Source organism: Spirosoma flavus (assembly GCF_054778555.1).
On sequence record NZ_BAAGZL010000001.1, the window covers coordinates 2,190,014 to 2,208,263 of the forward strand.

12 protein-coding genes are annotated in these 18,250 nt (G+C 49.7%); 7 read left to right on the forward strand and 5 right to left on the reverse strand.

The window, feature by feature from the left end:
• Positions 1 to 184: 184 nt before the first annotated feature.
• The 3 genes from ACYVF1_RS08550 to ACYVF1_RS08560 all read left to right on the forward strand — a co-directional run bounded on the left by ACYVF1_RS08550 (position 185) and on the right by ACYVF1_RS08560 (position 2,817).
• A complete protein-coding gene (locus ACYVF1_RS08550; protein WP_461077560.1) occupies positions 185 to 1,741 on the forward strand; it encodes a serine hydrolase domain-containing protein in 1,557 nt (518 codons plus the stop codon).
• Positions 1,742 to 1,831: 90 nt separating this feature from the next.
• On the forward strand, positions 1,832 to 2,353 hold the full coding sequence (locus ACYVF1_RS08555) for a GNAT family N-acetyltransferase (RefSeq protein ID WP_461077562.1): 522 nt from the start codon (positions 1,832 to 1,834) through the stop codon (positions 2,351 to 2,353).
• A gap of 62 nt (positions 2,354 to 2,415) precedes the next feature.
• Positions 2,416 to 2,817, forward strand: coding sequence for a Dabb family protein (locus tag ACYVF1_RS08560; protein WP_461077564.1), 402 nt, complete (start codon positions 2,416 to 2,418; stop codon positions 2,815 to 2,817).
• Between the two features lie 77 nt (positions 2,818 to 2,894).
• Here the strand turns inward: ACYVF1_RS08560 and ACYVF1_RS08565 are convergent, their stop codons facing one another.
• A complete protein-coding gene (locus ACYVF1_RS08565; RefSeq protein ID WP_461077566.1) occupies positions 2,895 to 6,572 on the reverse strand; it encodes a PAS domain S-box protein in 3,678 nt (1,225 codons plus the stop codon).
• 299 nt (positions 6,573 to 6,871) lie between these two features.
• Here ACYVF1_RS08565 and ACYVF1_RS08570 point away from each other — a divergent pair, with 299 nt between their 5' ends.
• From ACYVF1_RS08570 to ACYVF1_RS08580, 3 genes are all read left to right on the forward strand, one after another.
• A complete protein-coding gene (locus ACYVF1_RS08570; RefSeq protein WP_461077568.1) occupies positions 6,872 to 7,186 on the forward strand; it encodes a PKD domain-containing protein in 315 nt (104 codons plus the stop codon).
• Positions 7,186 to 8,223: a hypothetical protein gene (locus ACYVF1_RS08575; RefSeq protein ID WP_461077570.1), complete on the forward strand. Its 1,038-nt coding sequence runs from the start codon at positions 7,186 to 7,188 to the stop codon at positions 8,221 to 8,223. Before ACYVF1_RS08570 ends, ACYVF1_RS08575 begins: the two co-directional genes overlap by 1 nt.
• An 82-nt stretch (positions 8,224 to 8,305) precedes the next feature.
• A complete protein-coding gene (locus ACYVF1_RS08580; protein WP_461077572.1) occupies positions 8,306 to 9,922 on the forward strand; it encodes a hypothetical protein in 1,617 nt (538 codons plus the stop codon).
• A 51-nt stretch (positions 9,923 to 9,973) separates the two neighbouring features.
• On the opposite strand, the gene ACYVF1_RS08585 is transcribed toward ACYVF1_RS08580, so the two are convergent.
• A complete protein-coding gene (locus tag ACYVF1_RS08585) occupies positions 9,974 to 11,395 on the reverse strand; it encodes a WG repeat-containing protein (RefSeq protein ID WP_461077574.1) in 1,422 nt (473 codons plus the stop codon).
• Between the two features lie 210 nt (positions 11,396 to 11,605).
• On the opposite strand from ACYVF1_RS08585, the gene ACYVF1_RS08590 reads away from it, so the two are divergent.
• Positions 11,606 to 12,469, forward strand: a complete 864-nt coding sequence (locus ACYVF1_RS08590) for a glycoside hydrolase family 16 protein (RefSeq protein WP_461077576.1) — start codon at positions 11,606 to 11,608, stop codon at positions 12,467 to 12,469.
• Between the two features lie 177 nt (positions 12,470 to 12,646).
• Here the strand turns inward: ACYVF1_RS08590 and ACYVF1_RS08595 are convergent, their stop codons facing one another.
• From ACYVF1_RS08595 to ACYVF1_RS08605, 3 genes are all read right to left on the reverse strand, one after another.
• Entirely contained in the window at positions 12,647 to 13,252 is a 606-nt protein-coding gene (locus tag ACYVF1_RS08595; protein WP_461077578.1) for a retropepsin-like aspartic protease family protein, read from the reverse strand.
• A gap of 136 nt (positions 13,253 to 13,388) precedes the next feature.
• Positions 13,389 to 14,705 carry a hypothetical protein gene (locus tag ACYVF1_RS08600; protein WP_461077580.1) on the reverse strand — a complete coding sequence of 439 codons (1,317 nt, stop codon included), beginning with the start codon at positions 14,703 to 14,705 and terminating at the stop codon, positions 13,389 to 13,391.
• 103 nt (positions 14,706 to 14,808) lie between these two features.
• A complete protein-coding gene (locus ACYVF1_RS08605) occupies positions 14,809 to 18,237 on the reverse strand; it encodes a hypothetical protein (protein ID WP_461077582.1) in 3,429 nt (1,142 codons plus the stop codon).
• Positions 18,238 to 18,250 lie beyond the last annotated feature (13 nt).

Here is an 18,250-nt window from a genome sequence, read left to right on the forward strand (position 1 = left end):
CGCTACCTTTTGTGTTTCTAAAAAATGGCTGCAACCCTTTGGACGTAGTCAGCGTATGGGAAAATGCAAGGTTAGAATAGTGTAATTAAAAACGCTGGGCACATCAGGGCTCAGCGTTTTTTGTGAATAGTGGCGGCTGAATGCAGTTATCTCGTAAGTTAGCACGATTGAAAACCACCTGAAAATGAAACATCTTCTCTACGTAGCGCTATTCAGTACGTCGTTTGCCTTTGCTCAGCAAACTGCAAATCGGAACGTAGCACACATCACAACGTATCAACCGCCCGTTTTTACGGATGCTGACCAGTTGAAAAAACTGGAAGCCGCTTTTCCCATCGTTGAAAAATTATATAAAGACGCAGCCGAAAAACGACATTTTCCAGGACTCGCGTTTGGTGTTGTGATGAATGGAAAACTGGTGTATTCGGGCGGATTTGGTTTTACCAACGTAGCGAAGAAAATTCCGGCCAACACTAAATCGCTGTTTCGGATTGCGTCGATGACCAAAAGCCTGACGTCGATGGCCATTCTGAAACTCCGCGACGAAGGGAAGCTACGTCTCGACGACCCCGCCGAACAGTACATCCCGGAACTGAAAAACCACAAATACCTCACTGCCGACGCGCCACGTATTACGGTACGCAACCTGATGACTCATTCGGCCGGTTTTCCCGAAGATAACCCCTGGGGCGACCGTCAACTGGCTGACTCTGAAGCCGATTTGCTGAAACTGATTAAAGACGGTATCTCCAATTCGAACGTACCGAGTTTTGCGTATGAATACAGCAATCTCGGTTTTGCCATGCTTGGACGTATCATTACGGTGGTTTCGGGCAAACCGTATCAGCAGTATATTACCGAAAACATTCTGAAACCACTAGGCATGAACGACACTCAGTGGGAATACACCAAAATCCCAGCTGAGAAACTAGCCCTAGGCTATCGCTGGCAGGACAACGACTGGCTCGAAGAACCGCTGCTGCACGACGGTTCGTGGGGTGCCATGGGCGGGCTCATTACGTCCATCGAAGATTTCAGTAAATACGTAGCATTACACGAATCGGCTTGGCCACCACGTAGCGATGCTGATACGGGGCCAGTAAAACGAAGTTCGATACGTGAAATGCAGCAGCCCTGGACATTTTCGGGTTTGTTCTCCCAGGCGAGAAATGCAGCAGGACAGATTTGCCCGGTTGCCAGCGGATACGGATATGGGTTGGGTTGGAGCGAAAACTGTAAAGGTCAGAAAGGAGTGGGGCACAGTGGTGGATTGCCGGGCTTCGGTAGTCAGTGGCGCATCCTTCCCGACTACGGCATCGGTGTTATTGCCTACGCGAATTTGACCTACGCTGGACTGGGTTCGGTGAATACGGCCGTGCTCGATACGTTGGTGGCGATGGCTAAATTGCAACCCCGCCAGCTTCCGGTATCGAACATCCTCGCGCAACGAAAAGCTGAACTAATAAAGCTGCTGCCCGACTGGACAAACGCCGAACAAAGCGGCATCTTTGCCGAAAATTTCTTCCCCGACAGATCGGTAACTATCCGCAAAAAACAGGTGCAGGATTTGTATGCTAAAGTAGGAACGATACGTAGCGTGGGCGATCTTATACCTGAAAATCAGCTGCGTGGACACTTCCTGCTCGAAGGCGAAAAGGGGAATATCGACGTGTTTTTCACCCTCACACCCGAAAACCCCGCCCGGATTCAGCAACTTGATTTCCGGGAAGTTCCAAAGTGAAGGCCCCGACAGGCTCCGGCTGTCGGTTTTAACTATTTAGCTAGTCGCTATCGCGATGCCGACAACCGGAGCTTGTCGGGGTCTGAAAGTATGATTTTGAATGAACAAATTTCGCCCGCCAGCGAAGCGGATATACCGGCGTTAAACGTATTGGTTAACAGTGCCTATCGGGGAGAAAGCTCGCAACGGGGCTGGACATCTGAAGGAAGTTTGCTCGGCGGAATACGTACCAGCGAACAGAGTCTGCAGGAAATGCTTCAGAATCCGTCTGCTACGTTGCTTAAGTACGTAGCAGACGGCCAACTGCTTGGATGCGTTTATCTAGAAGAGAAAAATTCCGATTTGTACTTGGGCATGCTGACCGTTTCGCCGGATGCGCAGACCAATGGTATTGGTAAAAAGCTGATGACCGTTGCTGAACAGATCGCCCGAGAAAAGCAGTGTCAGGCGATAGCGATTACGGTTATTTCCGTCCGCCACGAACTGATTGCCTGGTATAAGCGACGCGGTTTTCAAGCCACGGGCGAAACGGCTCCTTTTCCGAACGATGAACGTTTTGGATTGCCAAAACAGCCGCTGGAATTTATTGTCATGAAAAAGGGGTTAAATTAAAATATGACACAGAGATATCTGGAAAACTCGTAAAATCTCTGTATCCCATCAAATTAGTACTCATGAATCAACCATCACGCAGACGTTTTATTAAGAAAAGTGTAGTTGCCGGATTGGGCGCAGGCTTACCTGCCAACGTAGCGGCTAAAGGCGAACTGTTTGTTCACCACGTATTATTTTACCTGAAAAATGCGGGTAATGAGGCCGACAAGGCGAAACTTTTAGAAGGATTGAATAAACTGGCGAAGTGCCCCACCATTAAACTGGTCAATATTGGTACGCCCGCTGCTACCAATCGGGAGGTTATCGAACGTACCTATACGTATTCCTGGCTGTGCTTTTTCGATAGTCCCGCCGATGAGGAAGCGTATCAGAAGCACCCCATTCACGACGATTTTCGTAATAACTACGCCCACCTCTGGGAGAAAGTCGTTATTTATGATTCCATCGGGCCGAAGCGGTAGGTCAATGAATAATAGATAGTGAATAGCGTAAGACATTGGTTGTCAAATAGTATTCACTATCCATTGTCCTTTATTCATTAATTTCCTTGCGTTTCCAAAAATTCCCTAAAGGCTCCTTCCAGCGCCTGCAACGCGTCAGCTAATCCGCTGGTATCATTCACTTTCAGTTTGGCTTCAGCCGTCTTGGCAATATCAGCCACGCGAGCTACGCCAATGGTTCCTGCGCTGCCTTTTAAGGTGTGCAGATGGCTTTTGACAGTTGGAATATCGCCTAAGCTGTAGGCGGATACAGCTCCGTTAACAAGCTCGGTGGCTTCCGTAACGAACTCTTCCATGATGCTGTCGACCAGGTCCTGACCACCAATATCCCGCAGTTGACCCACAATGTCGGCATCGATAATAGGAAGCGCTGGTTCAGGCGCTACCACAATCGGTTTTGGTGCTGATGTCGGTGTTTCGCTCTGTTTCGCCCGACTGGCATCAGTGATTTCTTTCACCTTCGCAATCAGGCTCTGGGCACGTATCGGTTTGGCTATATAATCGTCAAGCCCTTGACTAAGAAAGCGTTCGCGATCTTCCTTCATCGAATAAGCTGTCATGGCAACCACCGTTGGAAGGGCTTTGCCGTATTGGTCACGCAGTCGTCGGGTTGTTTCGACGCCATCCATGTCTGGCATCTGAATGTCCATGAAAATGACGTCGAAAGAAGGTATGGCAGACTCGGCTCTCTGCGCAACCTCTGCAATCGCAGCCGGACCACTGTCAGCCGTAGTGACTACGCAGCCGGATTTGCGCAGGATTTCGCTGGCGACTTTGCGGTTCACGGCATTATCATCGACCAGCAGTACGTTCGGATGATACGTTGAGAAGAAGTTAGCCAGCGCAATTTCAGCGACTTCAGTGGTTTGTTGAGTCGGGCTAATCGAGGTTTCTTTCAGCTCAATAATAAACCAGAACGTACTACCCATACCCACCGTCGACTCTACGCCAACTTCGCCTTTCATCAGGTGAGCCAGCTCTTTGGAAATCGCCAGCCCCAGCCCCGTGCCGCCAAACGACTTCCGCGACGACGTATCAACCTGACTGAAAGAATTGAATAACAGGTTGATATTCTGAGGGGCAATGCCAATACCCGAATCTTTTACCGCCACCCGAATGCGGTTGAATTTGCCCCGTTTACTGATAAGTGTCGCTTCAACCCGAATGGCCCCGTGCTCAGTGAATTTAATGGCATTCGACGTCAGGTTCGACAGAATCTGAAGCAGCCGCGTCTGGTCGGCAATCACAAACGTGGGCAGGTCAGGAGCCAGGTGATACGTTAATTCGTTGTCTTTGGAGTTGGCCTGCTGTCCGAAAAGCGCGATTAGTTTTTCGAAAATCTCCTTAAAGGCAATCGGTGCTTCGTGCAGCACCATCTTACCCGCTTCAATTTTCGACAGATCCAGAATATCGTTCAGAATATTGAGCAGTGTTTCCGACGAACGTTTTACGGTTTTGACGTAACCGCGCTGTTCTTCATCGAGTCTGGTATCGTTCAGCAGGTCAATCATGCCGATGATACCGTTCATAGGCGTCCGAATTTCGTGGCTCATATTGGCCAGAAACTGCTCTTTTACCTTTAACGACCGTTCGGCTTCATCTTTCGCTTTCACCAGTTCGGCCGACTGACGTTTCAACTCAGTTATGTCGCGGGCCAGCACGGCTATCACCGAATCGTTTCCTGGCTCTTCGTTGAGCATCAGCATGTTAAACATGAACTGGCGCTCACTGCCGTCTTTCCGGCGCATACTGGCTTCGAAGTTTCGAAGGCTCCGGTTACGCCCTACCTTGAACATGGCCCGGCGAATGGCACTTTGATCAATGAAATACTGGCTAATGTCCTGTCCAAGCACTTCCTCAGGTGTATAGCCCATCCGTTTGAAAACCGACGGACTGATCATCGTGATACGTCCTTTGCGGTCGACGCGGGCGTAGATATCCTGAAGGTTTTCGAAAATACCCCGGAATTTTTCCTCACTCTGGCGGGTCGCAATTTCGGCACGTCGGCGGTTGGTAATGTTACGTGCAATCCCCGACACTTCCTCAATCACACCACCCGCCAGCATAATTGGGTTCAGGTGAAATTCAAAGAAATTTTCACCCGAGGACGTCATAAAGTTGAGTTCAAAATTCTGCGCAAAACCCCGGAACGCCTGTCGATACCGATCTTCGATTTCCTTCCGATTTTCGTCGCCAACAATACGCCAGCCAAGTTCGGGTGTACTATGTTGGTTAGCGGGAAGTTCATTTAGCGAAAACCCGGCCAGACGAGCGTAGTTTTTATTGAACGAAGTCAGTTGCAGTGCTTTATTAACCGACCAGATCAAATACGTGCTGTTATCGAAAATGGCCTGTAAACGAGCGTTTTGCTTATCCAGACGCGCTTCCGATTGCTTGCGGGCAATTGCCAAAGCCACTTGCCCCGAAATAAATTCGAGCAACTCCAGATCGCGCGGGCCGTAGGTCTGCGCATCAGTGTACGATTTTACACCAATGATACCCGTAATCTCGTCGCCGATACGTAGCGGAGCCGTGAGCATCACTTGAGGCTGCTTCTGGCCGTACAAATCAACCTGCTTCTGATCGGCAAGTTGCCGGATGTCTTTTTCGTACAGAAACAGTGGTTTGTTCGCCAGAATCGTGTATTCGATGATACCATTACCGAGCTTACGTTTAGTAAATCGCATGTTGCTGCCGAAGTATTCATCGACGTAATACGGGAACGATAGGTACGTTTTAGTGGAGTCGTAGAGAGCAATGAAAAAGTTGCGGGCATCGATGATGTTGCCCAGCTCTTCATGAATTTTGTGGTACAATTCGCCGAGGTTGGGCGTGTTGATAGTCCAGTTGGCGATGCTATAATACAGTTTCTGCGATTTTTCGGCGCGAATTTTGCCTGTAGTATCGTGCAGAATGCAGCGGAATGCAGTTGGACGACCATTCTCGAAGCGGCAGTTGACACTACCGGATAGAAAAAGCGTCTTGCCCGACTTACTCCGAAAAACAGTTTCAAAATATGGCAGTTTGTCGCCTTCCTGAATGCGTTTCAGCAGACCTAACGTACTGCTGAGATAATCAGGATGAAGTACGTCGCGCAGATTTAGAACCGAGATTTCGTCGGAATTATAACCCAGTATTTCACGCCAGGCGCGGTTTACGAAGATAAATTTGCCGTCGAGAGTGAGGAGCTGGATCAAATCCGACGTATTGTCGACGAGGTCTTGCAACTGCGCATTTGTGTTCGACAGGGCTGACGCAACGCGCCGTTTGTTCGTTACGTCTTCGCCAATGATGGTGAACGAAGGCGACTGGCCGTCGGTACTGTTAACAATAAATGAGTTGAGCTGAACGCTACGTTGGGCGCCACTCCGGGCCAGCAGCACGATTTCGCGCTGTTCGGGAAAAGTGCCTTTCTGCGACGCTTCCTCGAATTCTGATTCGATACGGGCGCGATCGGCGGGTGGTATGAAAATGTCGAAGAAATTCTGGCCAATAATATCGGCTGGTTGCCAAGCCGTTACGCGGTACGTATACGGGTTTGCATAGGTTAACGTACCATCCTGTTCCACCGTTAGACCAACCAGATTAAGCTGGTCGACGGTTTGGCGAACATCGAAGGTATGTTTGGCGTCGGTTCCGTTCAGGTCGTCGCGTTCGTGGTGGAGCCGTTCAATTTCGGCTACTAATTCATCTTTGGTTTTGGCAGACCAGGGCATGGGTACGTGAGTGATAGACAAATAGCCAGCGTTCAGGCAACGTAGTATTTGCTTAAACAGACTGGTTAAATTTATAAAAATTGCTGGTTTTCGGCAATGACGTTCCAGCGTTACGTCGTCTTACGAATGATGCGCATCAGTCAGTTCACGTTCAGGAATGACAGCTATATAACGGATTATAGTGTGATTCCATTCAGTAAAACAGTGCCTGATTATCGATCTAGACGAATCACTGTATCATAAGTATTGCTTATTTTGCTACGTTTCGGTTCCTGCCCATGTTGCAACGATGTTTTTGTATGGTGTTCCTGCTCGCTATGATGGCTTGCGAACCCTTTGATTTAGAGAAGAAAAAATTCCCGACCTGCGTTGCGCCAAAGGCTGCGATTGGCGTTAGTATCGGGCGTCTCGATGTTACGTTTTTTCTGGAAAATCAGGAAGGTGACATTGGCGTGGCCGGCTGGGACCCCGGCGATGGCAAAGGAAAAGGTCGGGTTGGTACGCGCGTTACATATACGTATGATAAGGCGGGCGAATACACGGTTACGCTTGTACTCGCCAATGAGTGTGATGACAAGTTTACTACAACGCGAAAAATCACCGTACAAAACTGATGTCAGCACTACGTCTATTTCTCACTTTATCACTGGGCCTGTTGCTGATCGGAAGCGCTCAGGCGCAGGACCGTGTACGTAACATTCGGGTGCGTACCGTCGATGCAGAACAAATTGAAGTGCTTTACGATTTGATCGTAGTCCGGCCCGGCGATTCTATTTATCTCGAAATTCGAAGTCGTTTGCGGGGAGCACTACGTATCTCGCCCGAATACGTTCGGGGAGATATTGGTACCCGCGTTACGGTCGGCACCGACCGACGTATCGTCTGGAATGCAGTAGCCAATGGGTATCCGCTCAATGAGGAAATTCGAGCTACAATTCAGGTAAAAACAAACGTCTTTCCGACCGTTACGCAAACTACCCCAGCCACACCGCCTGGCAGTACTGCGCCACCCGTCACTACGCCCCGTTCGGAAACGATTACCCCTAATCCAACTCCAGTCGCGCCTAAAGTCGACGTAGCGACTACCGAAGAACCTAAATCGGATCGGAAACGGAGACGAGAAAAGCCCGTGGCGGTGATAGCCGATACGACCAAGCCGGCACGTATTGAGCCGCCCGCGACGCAACAGGCGACCAACCTGGAAGATACCGTTCCTCGGCGACGAATGCGCTACGTTGGGCCAATGTGGGGCGTGGTGTCGGCGATAGCGCCGGGCATTGGGAATATCTTTGTGCAGTTGCCAAAGCCACGAGTCGGTTTTCGACCCTTGCTGACGGTAGCCTGTTATGGACTAGTAGCTTACGGATTATCGGAGCGGCAAAAATCACAGGATGTCTATAAAGTATACCAGGAACAGAAAAACTTGGCGGCTGGCGAACCTTACTATCAAACCGCTAATGACCACTACCACAAGTATTATCTGGCTACACGGGGAGCTATCATTATGGCCGCTGCCGACGTGATTCTGACCGTGCTACGTGGTGTGCGAAACAGCCATATTCAGAAAGAAGCCGCACGTTATCAAAGTTTTACTGTACAGCCTGGCGTACAGGCCGGGCAACCAACAGCCGTGTTACGTTATTCGTTTTAGAACTATTTTTGCCTGACACGTACCGTCGATACGTAGTAATTTCAGTACAAAATTCGTTAACTAACTAGCCAACCTGAAACCCATGCGTTTACTTTTCACGATTAGCTTTATGCTCCTGCTTGTCGGTAGCATCGTTGCCCAGCCAAACGGGCGACGTAGCAAATCAACCGTGTATTCGGCTTCTGGTGAATGGCAGAAAGTAACCCTTCAGCCTGCATCATCGGGCAACAATTGGTCTCCAGCCCCGGTTAATCCGTCCAATAATTCGCCATCCCAGACCAGTAATCCAGCTAGCCAACCCGCTGAATCTGTGGTTCGAACAGAGCCCAGGCCTGCAACTACTACGTCCAGTTCCGGTTACCGCCCGGCCTTTACGGGCGATTTTGTTACCAATCGAAACGGATGGAAAGCTGGTAACAAGGGCGATTACAATTACCAGATTGGCATGGGCCGCTACAGCATTCGTAAGCGTAGAGCGAATACGCGCCAGGTTGCTTTTAGCTACGTATCATTACCCAACGACATCAGTCTGAACCGCGATGAGGCTTATACCATCAAAGTCGACGTAATGGCCGATTCGGGGCGGGTTCCAACAGGGGGTGTGTTGTTCGGTGTAAAAGACTCGCTGAACTTTTGTGCGTTCACCCTCAATGGCAAAGGAGAAGTCTCCGTTATTCGTGTCACAAACGGAGAGGCATATGGCGATTATATGTCTGGCGATTTTTTTGCTCCCGGCGTTCCTGTTGATAAAAACCGCGATCGGCTAACCATCCGACGTAGTAAGGAGGCTCTTTCGTTTTACGTGAATGAACAGGAAGTACGTGGCAGTCCGTATGCGTTCAAAACATTGCCAGGCAACGGCGTTGGCCTGATTACCGATGCTTCGTGGACTACCTTTCAGAAACTAACGGTGACGGTGGGAGGCACTGCATCGGAAGGGCCAACAACGCCGGTATCGTTGCCGATTACGCGTCCAACCACCAGCCGCCCCGCCAGCCCAACGGTAGCAGCCTCTACCAACGTACCAACAGCGCCGGCTAATCCACCCGTCAAAACTGAAGTAGCCAGCACCTCACCGGCTCCAGTTGCTGAGACCCGACCTGAAACCAACGTAACCAGCCCTTCCAAGGTAACATTTAAGACAACTTTTCTTGAATCGTTTGCCGACAATCAGAATAAATGGCTGGTTGGGCAGACGGGCGGGTACGAATTCGAAGTAGCCAAGGACAGCTATTTCATTCGAAAAACGTCTGCGAGTACTTCGCGGGCGGCTTATGGATACATTAACTTACCGTCAACTATTGATCTAAACAAAGCAGAAACATTCACCGTAACTGTCGATATGACCGTTCCGCCTGGTATTCAGCCCAATGCAGGTTTAGTGATTGGCGTGAATGATGAAGATAACCTCTGCGAATTTAGAGTGGCCGACCGTCAGAAAGTCATCGTGAAATTGCTACGTAATGGCATACCATCGCCTACGTATATGCCAGGTAAACCTACGGTTGCCAGAGTTCCGATTAATCAGGAAACCAACACGTTGATGATTCAGAAGCGGAATAAAAAGCTTTATTTCTTCGTCAATAACCGCGAAGTCGTGAACAGTCCATACGATTTTAAACCCTTTGCTGGCAATAAAATCGGCTTCGTTTCGGCTGCTCAGACCGTAAAATTCCAGAATCTGAAAGTGGTGAAGTAGCGTGGGTTGAAACTGAAGTTGGCAGATATATAGTGCAGGTTCCTACCCGCGTCACTTGACTATTTCCCCCGACCGATTGATAACCACCGTCTCCCCGTTCAAAAATACCTTTGCCTGGTTATCCCGGAAAGGTGTAACGGCTTCATAATCTGGGTTGATGACCCATTCATCGTCCTCATTCACAAACCCCCAACGGCCGTTGCTTCGGGCACGACGCCAGCCACGTTCATCAGCACCCAGTTCTATTTTGTCATAAGGCTTATCCGCAAAAACTTCCTGGTATTTCCCTTGCCGGGCCTTATCTGCCGTGACGGGTTTCTCGTCTGCCACGGTGGTAGGGGAGGAATTTCGGGGCGCTTCCTCAACAACCTTTTCGGTTGATTTTTCAATAGCAGCGGTCGGAGGATTTTTTAAGGCTGGGTCAGGTGTGTCCGTTGCTTCGTCGGTAACCTCTGTTTTTTTTTCTTGTTCCTTGGTGGTTTTGTGACGTGATTTCTTTTCCAAAAATGCACCCGACGTTTGTTCAGATTTCTTTCTTGGTTCGATGGGCGGAGTGTTTGATTCGCTGTTTTTTATGAACCAATAGATAATGGCGAGGAGAGCCAGCGCAAACAAAACGCCATAAACACCACTTCGGTCGGGTTGGATTACTTCGACCCGAACCGTACTTAACGGATTATTATTGGCATCAAAAAGTGTGTAATCTGTACTCTTCGATGGTTTTACCCAACCCCGATTTTTGGGCGACAGACCTTCTCCAAGATCGTCGATGGTAACAGCGAGCAAATTATCTACCTCCCACGATAGCGTCACGGCTTGACCTTTACGTACTCTGGCGGGTGTCGCCGTGAACGACCGCACAACAGGCGGAGTGTCGGGCAAACGCTGGGTTGTCTGCTGTTGCTCAATCTTCTGTTGCTCGATGGCCTCAAAAAACGAGTCCGTTGACGTAGTAACCGGAGCAGGGGTAGGCGCTACAGGCGGTGGCGTAACGACTGGAACACTGGTCGTTTTTGTATCGGGTTCATTTTCAAGTAGCTCATCATACGTATTGGACGCAACAGGCGGAGGGTCGACTGCGGCCGGTGGAGACGTAGTGACTGGGTTGACGGGTTCCGCCGGTTTGACGGGCGGTGGCGCGATACGTTGCAAAACGGTTGGTACCCACCTATTTCTGACAAAATCGGGCGAGAGCTTCAACGACGTAGCGGCATTCACAATCTGAGCCAGATCCTGGTTCACCAGATGGCTACGTGACGGTTCAGCGAGTCGCGCAATACGAGCCTGAATATTTTGAAACAGTAAAGAATTATTCGCCACCTCCTGGCTTATTTCATTGGCGCGCTTGAGGGCGTCGGCCAAGGGGATACCCGCCTGCTGGGCGTCCTGAAGATAGCCATTGGTGCGCCAAACGTCGGGGCCGTCGAGCACAATGGCTTCGCGAAGTCGGTCGATCAGTTCGGTTTCCGTCATAGGTTTTTACTGCTGAATGAGGGGCTGTTACGCAAACGTGTTCGACAAGTAAACATCAAATCTCATTTGAACGTCACAAAATTAGAGTGATAATCTACCCAAATGTAAAAAGGAATCAATTTTTGGCGCTGTAAAGCGGGTTTTCATTGGCTTGCTTTGAGTGGTAGCTGGTCGCACAATTGCGCTTTTGATTACTAACGCTGATTACTTATGAAAACTTTTTTTTACCTCCTTTCAATCCCCTTTTTGTTCGTTCTGATCCCGGCTGATCGATTTGTCGGAGTGAATAGCCTATCGAACGTAGTGAAATCTGATACGGGCTGGAAATTAGTTTGGGCCGATGAGTTCAGTAAGGCAGGCGCTCCTGATCCTCAAAACTGGAAATTTGAGCAGGGGTTTGTCCGGAATCACGAAAATCAGTGGTACCAATCTCAAAATGCCCATTGTGAAAACGGTCTGCTTATTATCGAAGCGAAACAAGAACAGCGGCCTAATCCGACATACCAGTCCAATAGCACCGATTGGAAAACGAATCGGCCAACCATTACGTATACATCGTCGAGTCTGAAAACGAGTGGATTACATCATTGGAAATACGGTCGATTCGATATGCGCGGACGTATCGACACGCGCTCCGGCATGTGGCCGGCATTCTGGACCCTGGGTACAACCGGTGAGTGGCCATCCAACGGCGAAATCGACATTATGGAATTCTACCGGAACATGCTTTTGGCCAACGTAGCGTGGGCAACGGGAACCCGATACAAAGCCGAATGGCGAAGTGTGAAAAAGCAAATTACTACGTTCAATGATGCCGACTGGTCGAAGAAATTCCACCTCTGGCGTATGGACTGGAACGAAAATTATATTCGGCTCTACGTTGATGGAAAGTTGCTAAATGAAGTAGCGTTGAGCGAAACCATCAATCAGGACGGCACGAAACGGAATCCATTTCATCAGCCGCATTATCTGTTGCTCAACCTGGCCATCGGGGGCGACAACGGTGGCGACCCTACCCCAACCAAGTTTCCCGCCCGTTTCGAGGTTGACTACGTTCGGGTGTATCAGCGGTGATGTATTACGTAGCAGTAATCATAGAAAAAGCCGAACAGTACGTCCAGCTTTTCGTGACTGTATTTATGGGATACTACGTTAAGGATTTACGACAATAATTTTGCTCACTCGATTCGAACCGCATTGTAGATAAACAACAGCCATACCGCTAAAAGAAGCAAATAAGCTGATACGTCTCTAATCGAAGGTAACGACGTTACGTCGGTAATCGACCGAAATCTTGCCGAACTTGGAGAGAGCGGACTGTCCCAACAGCAACGGGGCTTTGGCACTGCTCACTACGTTAGCGCTTACGTTTTCGAGTACGCGGTCGCCGATACGTACCGATTTGAGTCGGATGATGGCGCCCGGCGAAATGTCTCCATTGGCGTCCTGAAACTTCGATTTACCGATAATATCATCGTCCGTAATGACACCCTGTTTGAACATAAACTCGGCTTCCGTCGCTGAAATAGAAATCAGGCTGGCGCCGGTGTCTAAGATGAATTTTAAGGGTAAGCCATTGATTTCGACCGGGATTTTATAAACGCCGTTCTCTTTTTCCATCGCCACTTCGGTAGGGCCGTTGCCAATTTGAGTTAGCGTTGGCTTTGGGGTAGCGGTGTCTTTCTGGATGGGTTGCGGGGCGGGCGTCTTAGCCGTGGTGCTACGTTTGTTTCGACGCGGCTGATGACTGCCCGAGCGTGAACAGCCTGAACAACCTGCAACGTAGATCATCGTCCAGATTAACAGCAGGAATACGAAGCACCGACCAATAAATGGGTGAGTAAGTCTGGGTTTCATCAGGTTGGATTCGGGAAACTGGATTCTCGACACGATAATCGAGTACTACGTAGTGTCCCTACCTAATAAACGGAAAAGTTGGCTTGTTACGCATGTCTAACGTTATTTGCTATACACATGCCGGCATTTCTGGATATCACTCGTAACGTATTAATGCCTTTGTTTTTACGCGCCAGGTGCCGTTCTCCAGGGTTGCCTCACCGTCACGGCGCATGGCGATACGTGTGTGGGCCGATGAATAGGGATTTTCGCTTTCGCAGGCGGGTTCAATCATATAATTCCGATACGTTAAAAAACGAGCTACGCGCCCAGGATCGGCTTCAAACCGGAACGTAGCGAGCGTCGGATTATCGGCGTTTACGCTGAACCGATAAGCGGACTCAGGCGCGAGTGTCGGTGATTTCTGTGATACGTCGAACTGGCCGTTCTGGTCGGGGGGAGGGCAATAAAAAACTTCAGAACGGGCGAGCGGTGGCAACGGCTCCAGCGGTGTGAGTGGCGTCATTGGCGTCTGCACCTGAATGGGGCCGGGTTCGCCTACCAGCGCTGATTCAATTGTCGGTTCGCCAGAACGAGGTCTTGGTGTTGGTTTAGATGACGTAGTAGCCTGACGCTTTAATTCCTTTATTGCTTCCAGCGGATTTGACGTACCCAGCTCGCTCATAATAGCGTCGTATGCTCTAACTTTCAACGTATTAGGCTCGTTCTGCGGTTGACGAGGCTCATTGGCAGGCTTGGTCCTTCGGTAAAAATCAACATCGCTGCTCAATTTTTGATTATCGCCAGTAAGTCGTTCAATTTCAGCTTTAGCTCTGCGGTAGAGAGCAAAATAAACACCGGCGGCACCAGCTATAAGCCCTATTAATGCACTAAGTATCATCGTCCAGAGTTGATTGTTCTGTTTTTCTTTCTGCTCACGTTCCAACTGATTCAGCCGAAGTGCGTTCGGATCGATCCCTGTTCCTTCTTCAGCAACCGTTGGCGAATCAGCAGGTGATTCCGTTACAGTAGGTGCTGGTTCTGGAGATGGAGCGGGCGGGAGCAACTGATCGATTTGAGCTAGTATTTGAGCCTGAACTGCTGGCGTTAATGGTTTCCCGTAATTATTGTCCGTTTTGTAACGGGCATAAAATTGTGCCAGTTGTTTCCGAATGGCCGTATTGGCTTCCGCGGGCGACATACTGTTAAATTGCGCGGTATTCTTTAACTCGCTTAACTCCTGCATTTTCGCCCCCACCGCATCCCAGCCGCCAACCGTACGAATAATCGTTTGCGGATCGCAACCATCGCCACAATCACGTAGCATGACATAAATCTCCTGTGCTTTCGGCTGCTGAATACGCGCGAAAACAACCGTTGCTACGTCTTTCGTCAACGTATCGACAGCCGCCTGATTCGCATTCTGGGCTAGCGCAGACGTAGTGAGTAGGCTAAGAATGATAAATAGTCGCATAAAGATTTTGTTGAGACCAAGGGCAAGAGGTATAGTGTTGTAAGGTTATAGAGATGGCTGGTGCGTTCATTAACTTCACAACTCTATAACCTTACAACTCCTTTTATGCCAGCGTATTAGCCAGTTTATTGATAGCCCCAATGAGCGGGTAGAAAAACAGCGTTTCGTCAATTGGTGCTTCCAGTGCGTCGGTCATGCCGCTGTATTCAGCCGCAATATCGCTTTCCCGACGCTGTATCCCATCCATGAGCGACGTATCAAGGTGGGTGCGCAACTCCTGCTGGGCCACTACCAGCGACCGCGCCGATACGTTTAGGTTCCGTACGAAACTAAATTGCTGGTTGAGCGCAAAGAAGAAATCAATAAACGCGTTGGTTTCTTTCAGTAGCGAATCAATTACTTCTCGTTTACGTAAATCGGCATAAGTCAACGTTGGGAATTCGTCGTTGAACGTAGCGGGGAAGACGTAATTAATTGCTTCTGTGTCAACCGGGCGGCTGTTGGTCGGCTGCATCAGTGCACCCTTGCAGGTCACTTCTTTCGGCCCTTTTCGTTCGTAGAAAAGCGTTAGTCCGCTGGCGTCGTAGGTTTGATCGTAAACTTTTTCGAAAATAACCCGCGCCAGTTTACCCAGCATCTGATCATCAGAGCTAATGATCGTCAGCACTTTAGAGCCCGTTCCACTAAAGGTAATGGCACCCGGCAAATTAATGCCTTTGTGCTTCATTAGTTTGGCGATGTGATACAGTAACGCCGTGAAAAACAGGACGAACACCACTTTCAGATCTTCATCTTTCGCCAGCATCCCGTTGAACGACAACATGCTTTTGGCTTTTACATCGTTACTTTTCTCAATCGAAAACCAGAACGCCATGATGTCTTCCGACCGATTTGTGTCTAAAATGCGCCGGTTGTTATCGCTCAGATTGCCAAGACTTTGACTATCCAGCAACGTCTGAATTTTATCGGCGTATTTTCGCACAAATCCGTTGTGGCTGGCCGCTCCGTACTCACTGAATGCATCGCCATAGATGGCATTTCCGGCAAATCGGAACGATGTCAACATCTTTGGCTCGTTACGTTCATAAACCACTACGTCCGACGTACCACCGCCAATATCGACGTTGATAACGGGCCGGGCCGACGCGCTCAACGTCGGATTCTGTTTGTAATAATAGAATGGCGCTACCGATTCCGACACCTCGCGCAGTCGCCCTGCCGACCCGCCAATGTAGCGGTCGTACAGTTCCTGCCAGTCGGAGCGGAGTTGGCTCACCCGACCGGGCGTCATACTGGCGGGGTAGAACCAATAAACCGTCGTCTGGGCCAGATTGCCGCCTTCGGTTAGCACTTTATTTTTAATGAGCATCAGCAATTCTTCCAGAAAAGCCTCCACGCGCCGTTCGGTCTGATCGCTGGTTTTGGCCCATTTCAGGTTGGTGGTGATGCGGTTAGAACCTGCCGGCTGCCGCTCTACGTAGAACGGAATGTTGAAATCGGCCAGTGCCTGTGTTTGCTGGTTGAAACTCAGGTTTAATGGCTCCGCAATGGCCGTTCGCGTCGGGAAATTGTCGGGTTTTCCAGGACCGATGGTTGGCGGTACAAATTCCAGATCGTATAATAAAAACAGCTCGAACAGGGCCGGATTGTACTGCGATGGCGCAACCAGCGTAGCAACCTGTGGCGTTAAATCCGCTACGTCGAAAGGACGGGGAGAACCACCATCAACTTTGTATTCGACGTGTGTATTGGTTGTGCCAAAATCGACCGAAAACTCAAATTGCTTACTGCCGCCGTTGTACTGTTGCCAGCGCGGAATTAGAACGCCATGCATTTCTTTACCGTCGCCCCGAATGTTCGCCTGCAAATAATCGAACTCTTCACGCAGGACGTAGTAAACGCTCGAACCGTCAGTATTTTGCTGACGGACAGTACGTTGATGTTTCGATTCAACTTTAACTTCGGTATTTTCTCTCTGCCCGAAATACGTTAGCTCGTACTGATTTTGACTATCAAAACCCGACTCGATAAGCTGCACCCGGTAATCAGCAGGAACGGTTACTGACCCAGATCGCACAAACGGATAAATGTTGACCGTAAACGAGTTTTCGACAATGATACCTTCGTTGGTCGTTTCGTTCGGCGCTACGTTCGTCGTTGAACTATAGAGTCGTTCGAACGTAACGAATTGGTTTCCAGGCTGACTCGGAGCCGTAACCGGAATGTCGAGCGTTACGTTGATACCACCCGCCTGCGGCACCATCTTCAATCGAACGCGGCCAAGAAGCAAATCATCGACATCGAAGAAATCGAAGAAATCTTTTTTGAGAGGTAGCAAAAAACCTTTGTCGGAAGCGGGGGTTTGTAGATTACCATCGAAGAAACGGCCCCGATCAGTAGGGAATGGGAGCCGGATGAGGTAAGGCTCCAGTAAGTCGCTGACGGTCAGCCACGGATAATTGCCCGGTTGGCCCGGAAGTGGTCGTAGATTGTCGCGCCACGACTCGCGGGCGAAGTACGGAACGGAAGTGTTCGAATTCCACTGCGCCTGCGGTACGTAGGTAAACTGCCGGAAAAAGCGATTTTGCAATGCCATCGGACGCGGCAGATTCGGGTAGAGCCGAGCGTATTTATCCGACTTGATAATGAAATCGCTGACCTGCCCGATAGCGCGCGAATCAGACTTTTTCTTACGGAGTGGAAAGCCCAATACTTCCACAATATCGCCCGGTCCGGTGGTCAATTCCTCAAAATCCTGCTCGAATTTCTCCCGTGTCAGCAGCGGTTGCCCGTTCTGCGATTGTATGTGTTCGTAGAAAAGCGCCGAGTTGGTTTGCTGCAACAACGCCAGATTCCGGTTGAGGTAATCGTCTACTTCGCGGAACCGGTCGCGGAAGTTGGGCATGAACTGTTTGATCGAATACCAGAATTTCTGATACTCAATATCGCGCTGATACAATGCACAAACCGAGTTATCAAACAATCGGTCGTTGCCCATCGATACGTCGACCCAGCTCAGATCATTTCCTGAACTAAAAAACAGGGTTTTAGGCGACGTACCGCCCACCACACGACCGCGATAGCTCAGCACAAACAACCGGTTAATGTCACCAAAATTATATTCGGCGGCATCCTGGTCCAGAAACAGCTTTAGCGCGTCACCGAGCCGTTTGTGCCCCTGGTTCATCGATTGCCGCAACCGATCGAGGTCGGTACGGATATCGAATGGCGTGATGACAATGTATGTTTTGAGCTTATCGAAGTTAAAAAACAACTCGCCCACGTCGAGCGCATCCGATACGATACGTTGGTCGTTCATGGTGCCGCTCAGGTCAGGACGTAGCGCCAGATTCAGGAAGGCCGAACGTACCAGATCCATCCGGGCAAACGGGCTTGGAATGGAGGTTGGCTGTTTCACGGTCTGACCGCCCTGTGGATCGCGAATAGCCGCAATCTGATCGGTTCCGAAGGGCTTACTGACGTACCAGTGCAATCCCGGTACGGGGTTATGTAGGCTGAATGTTGTTGGCATCTTTTCTGTTTCG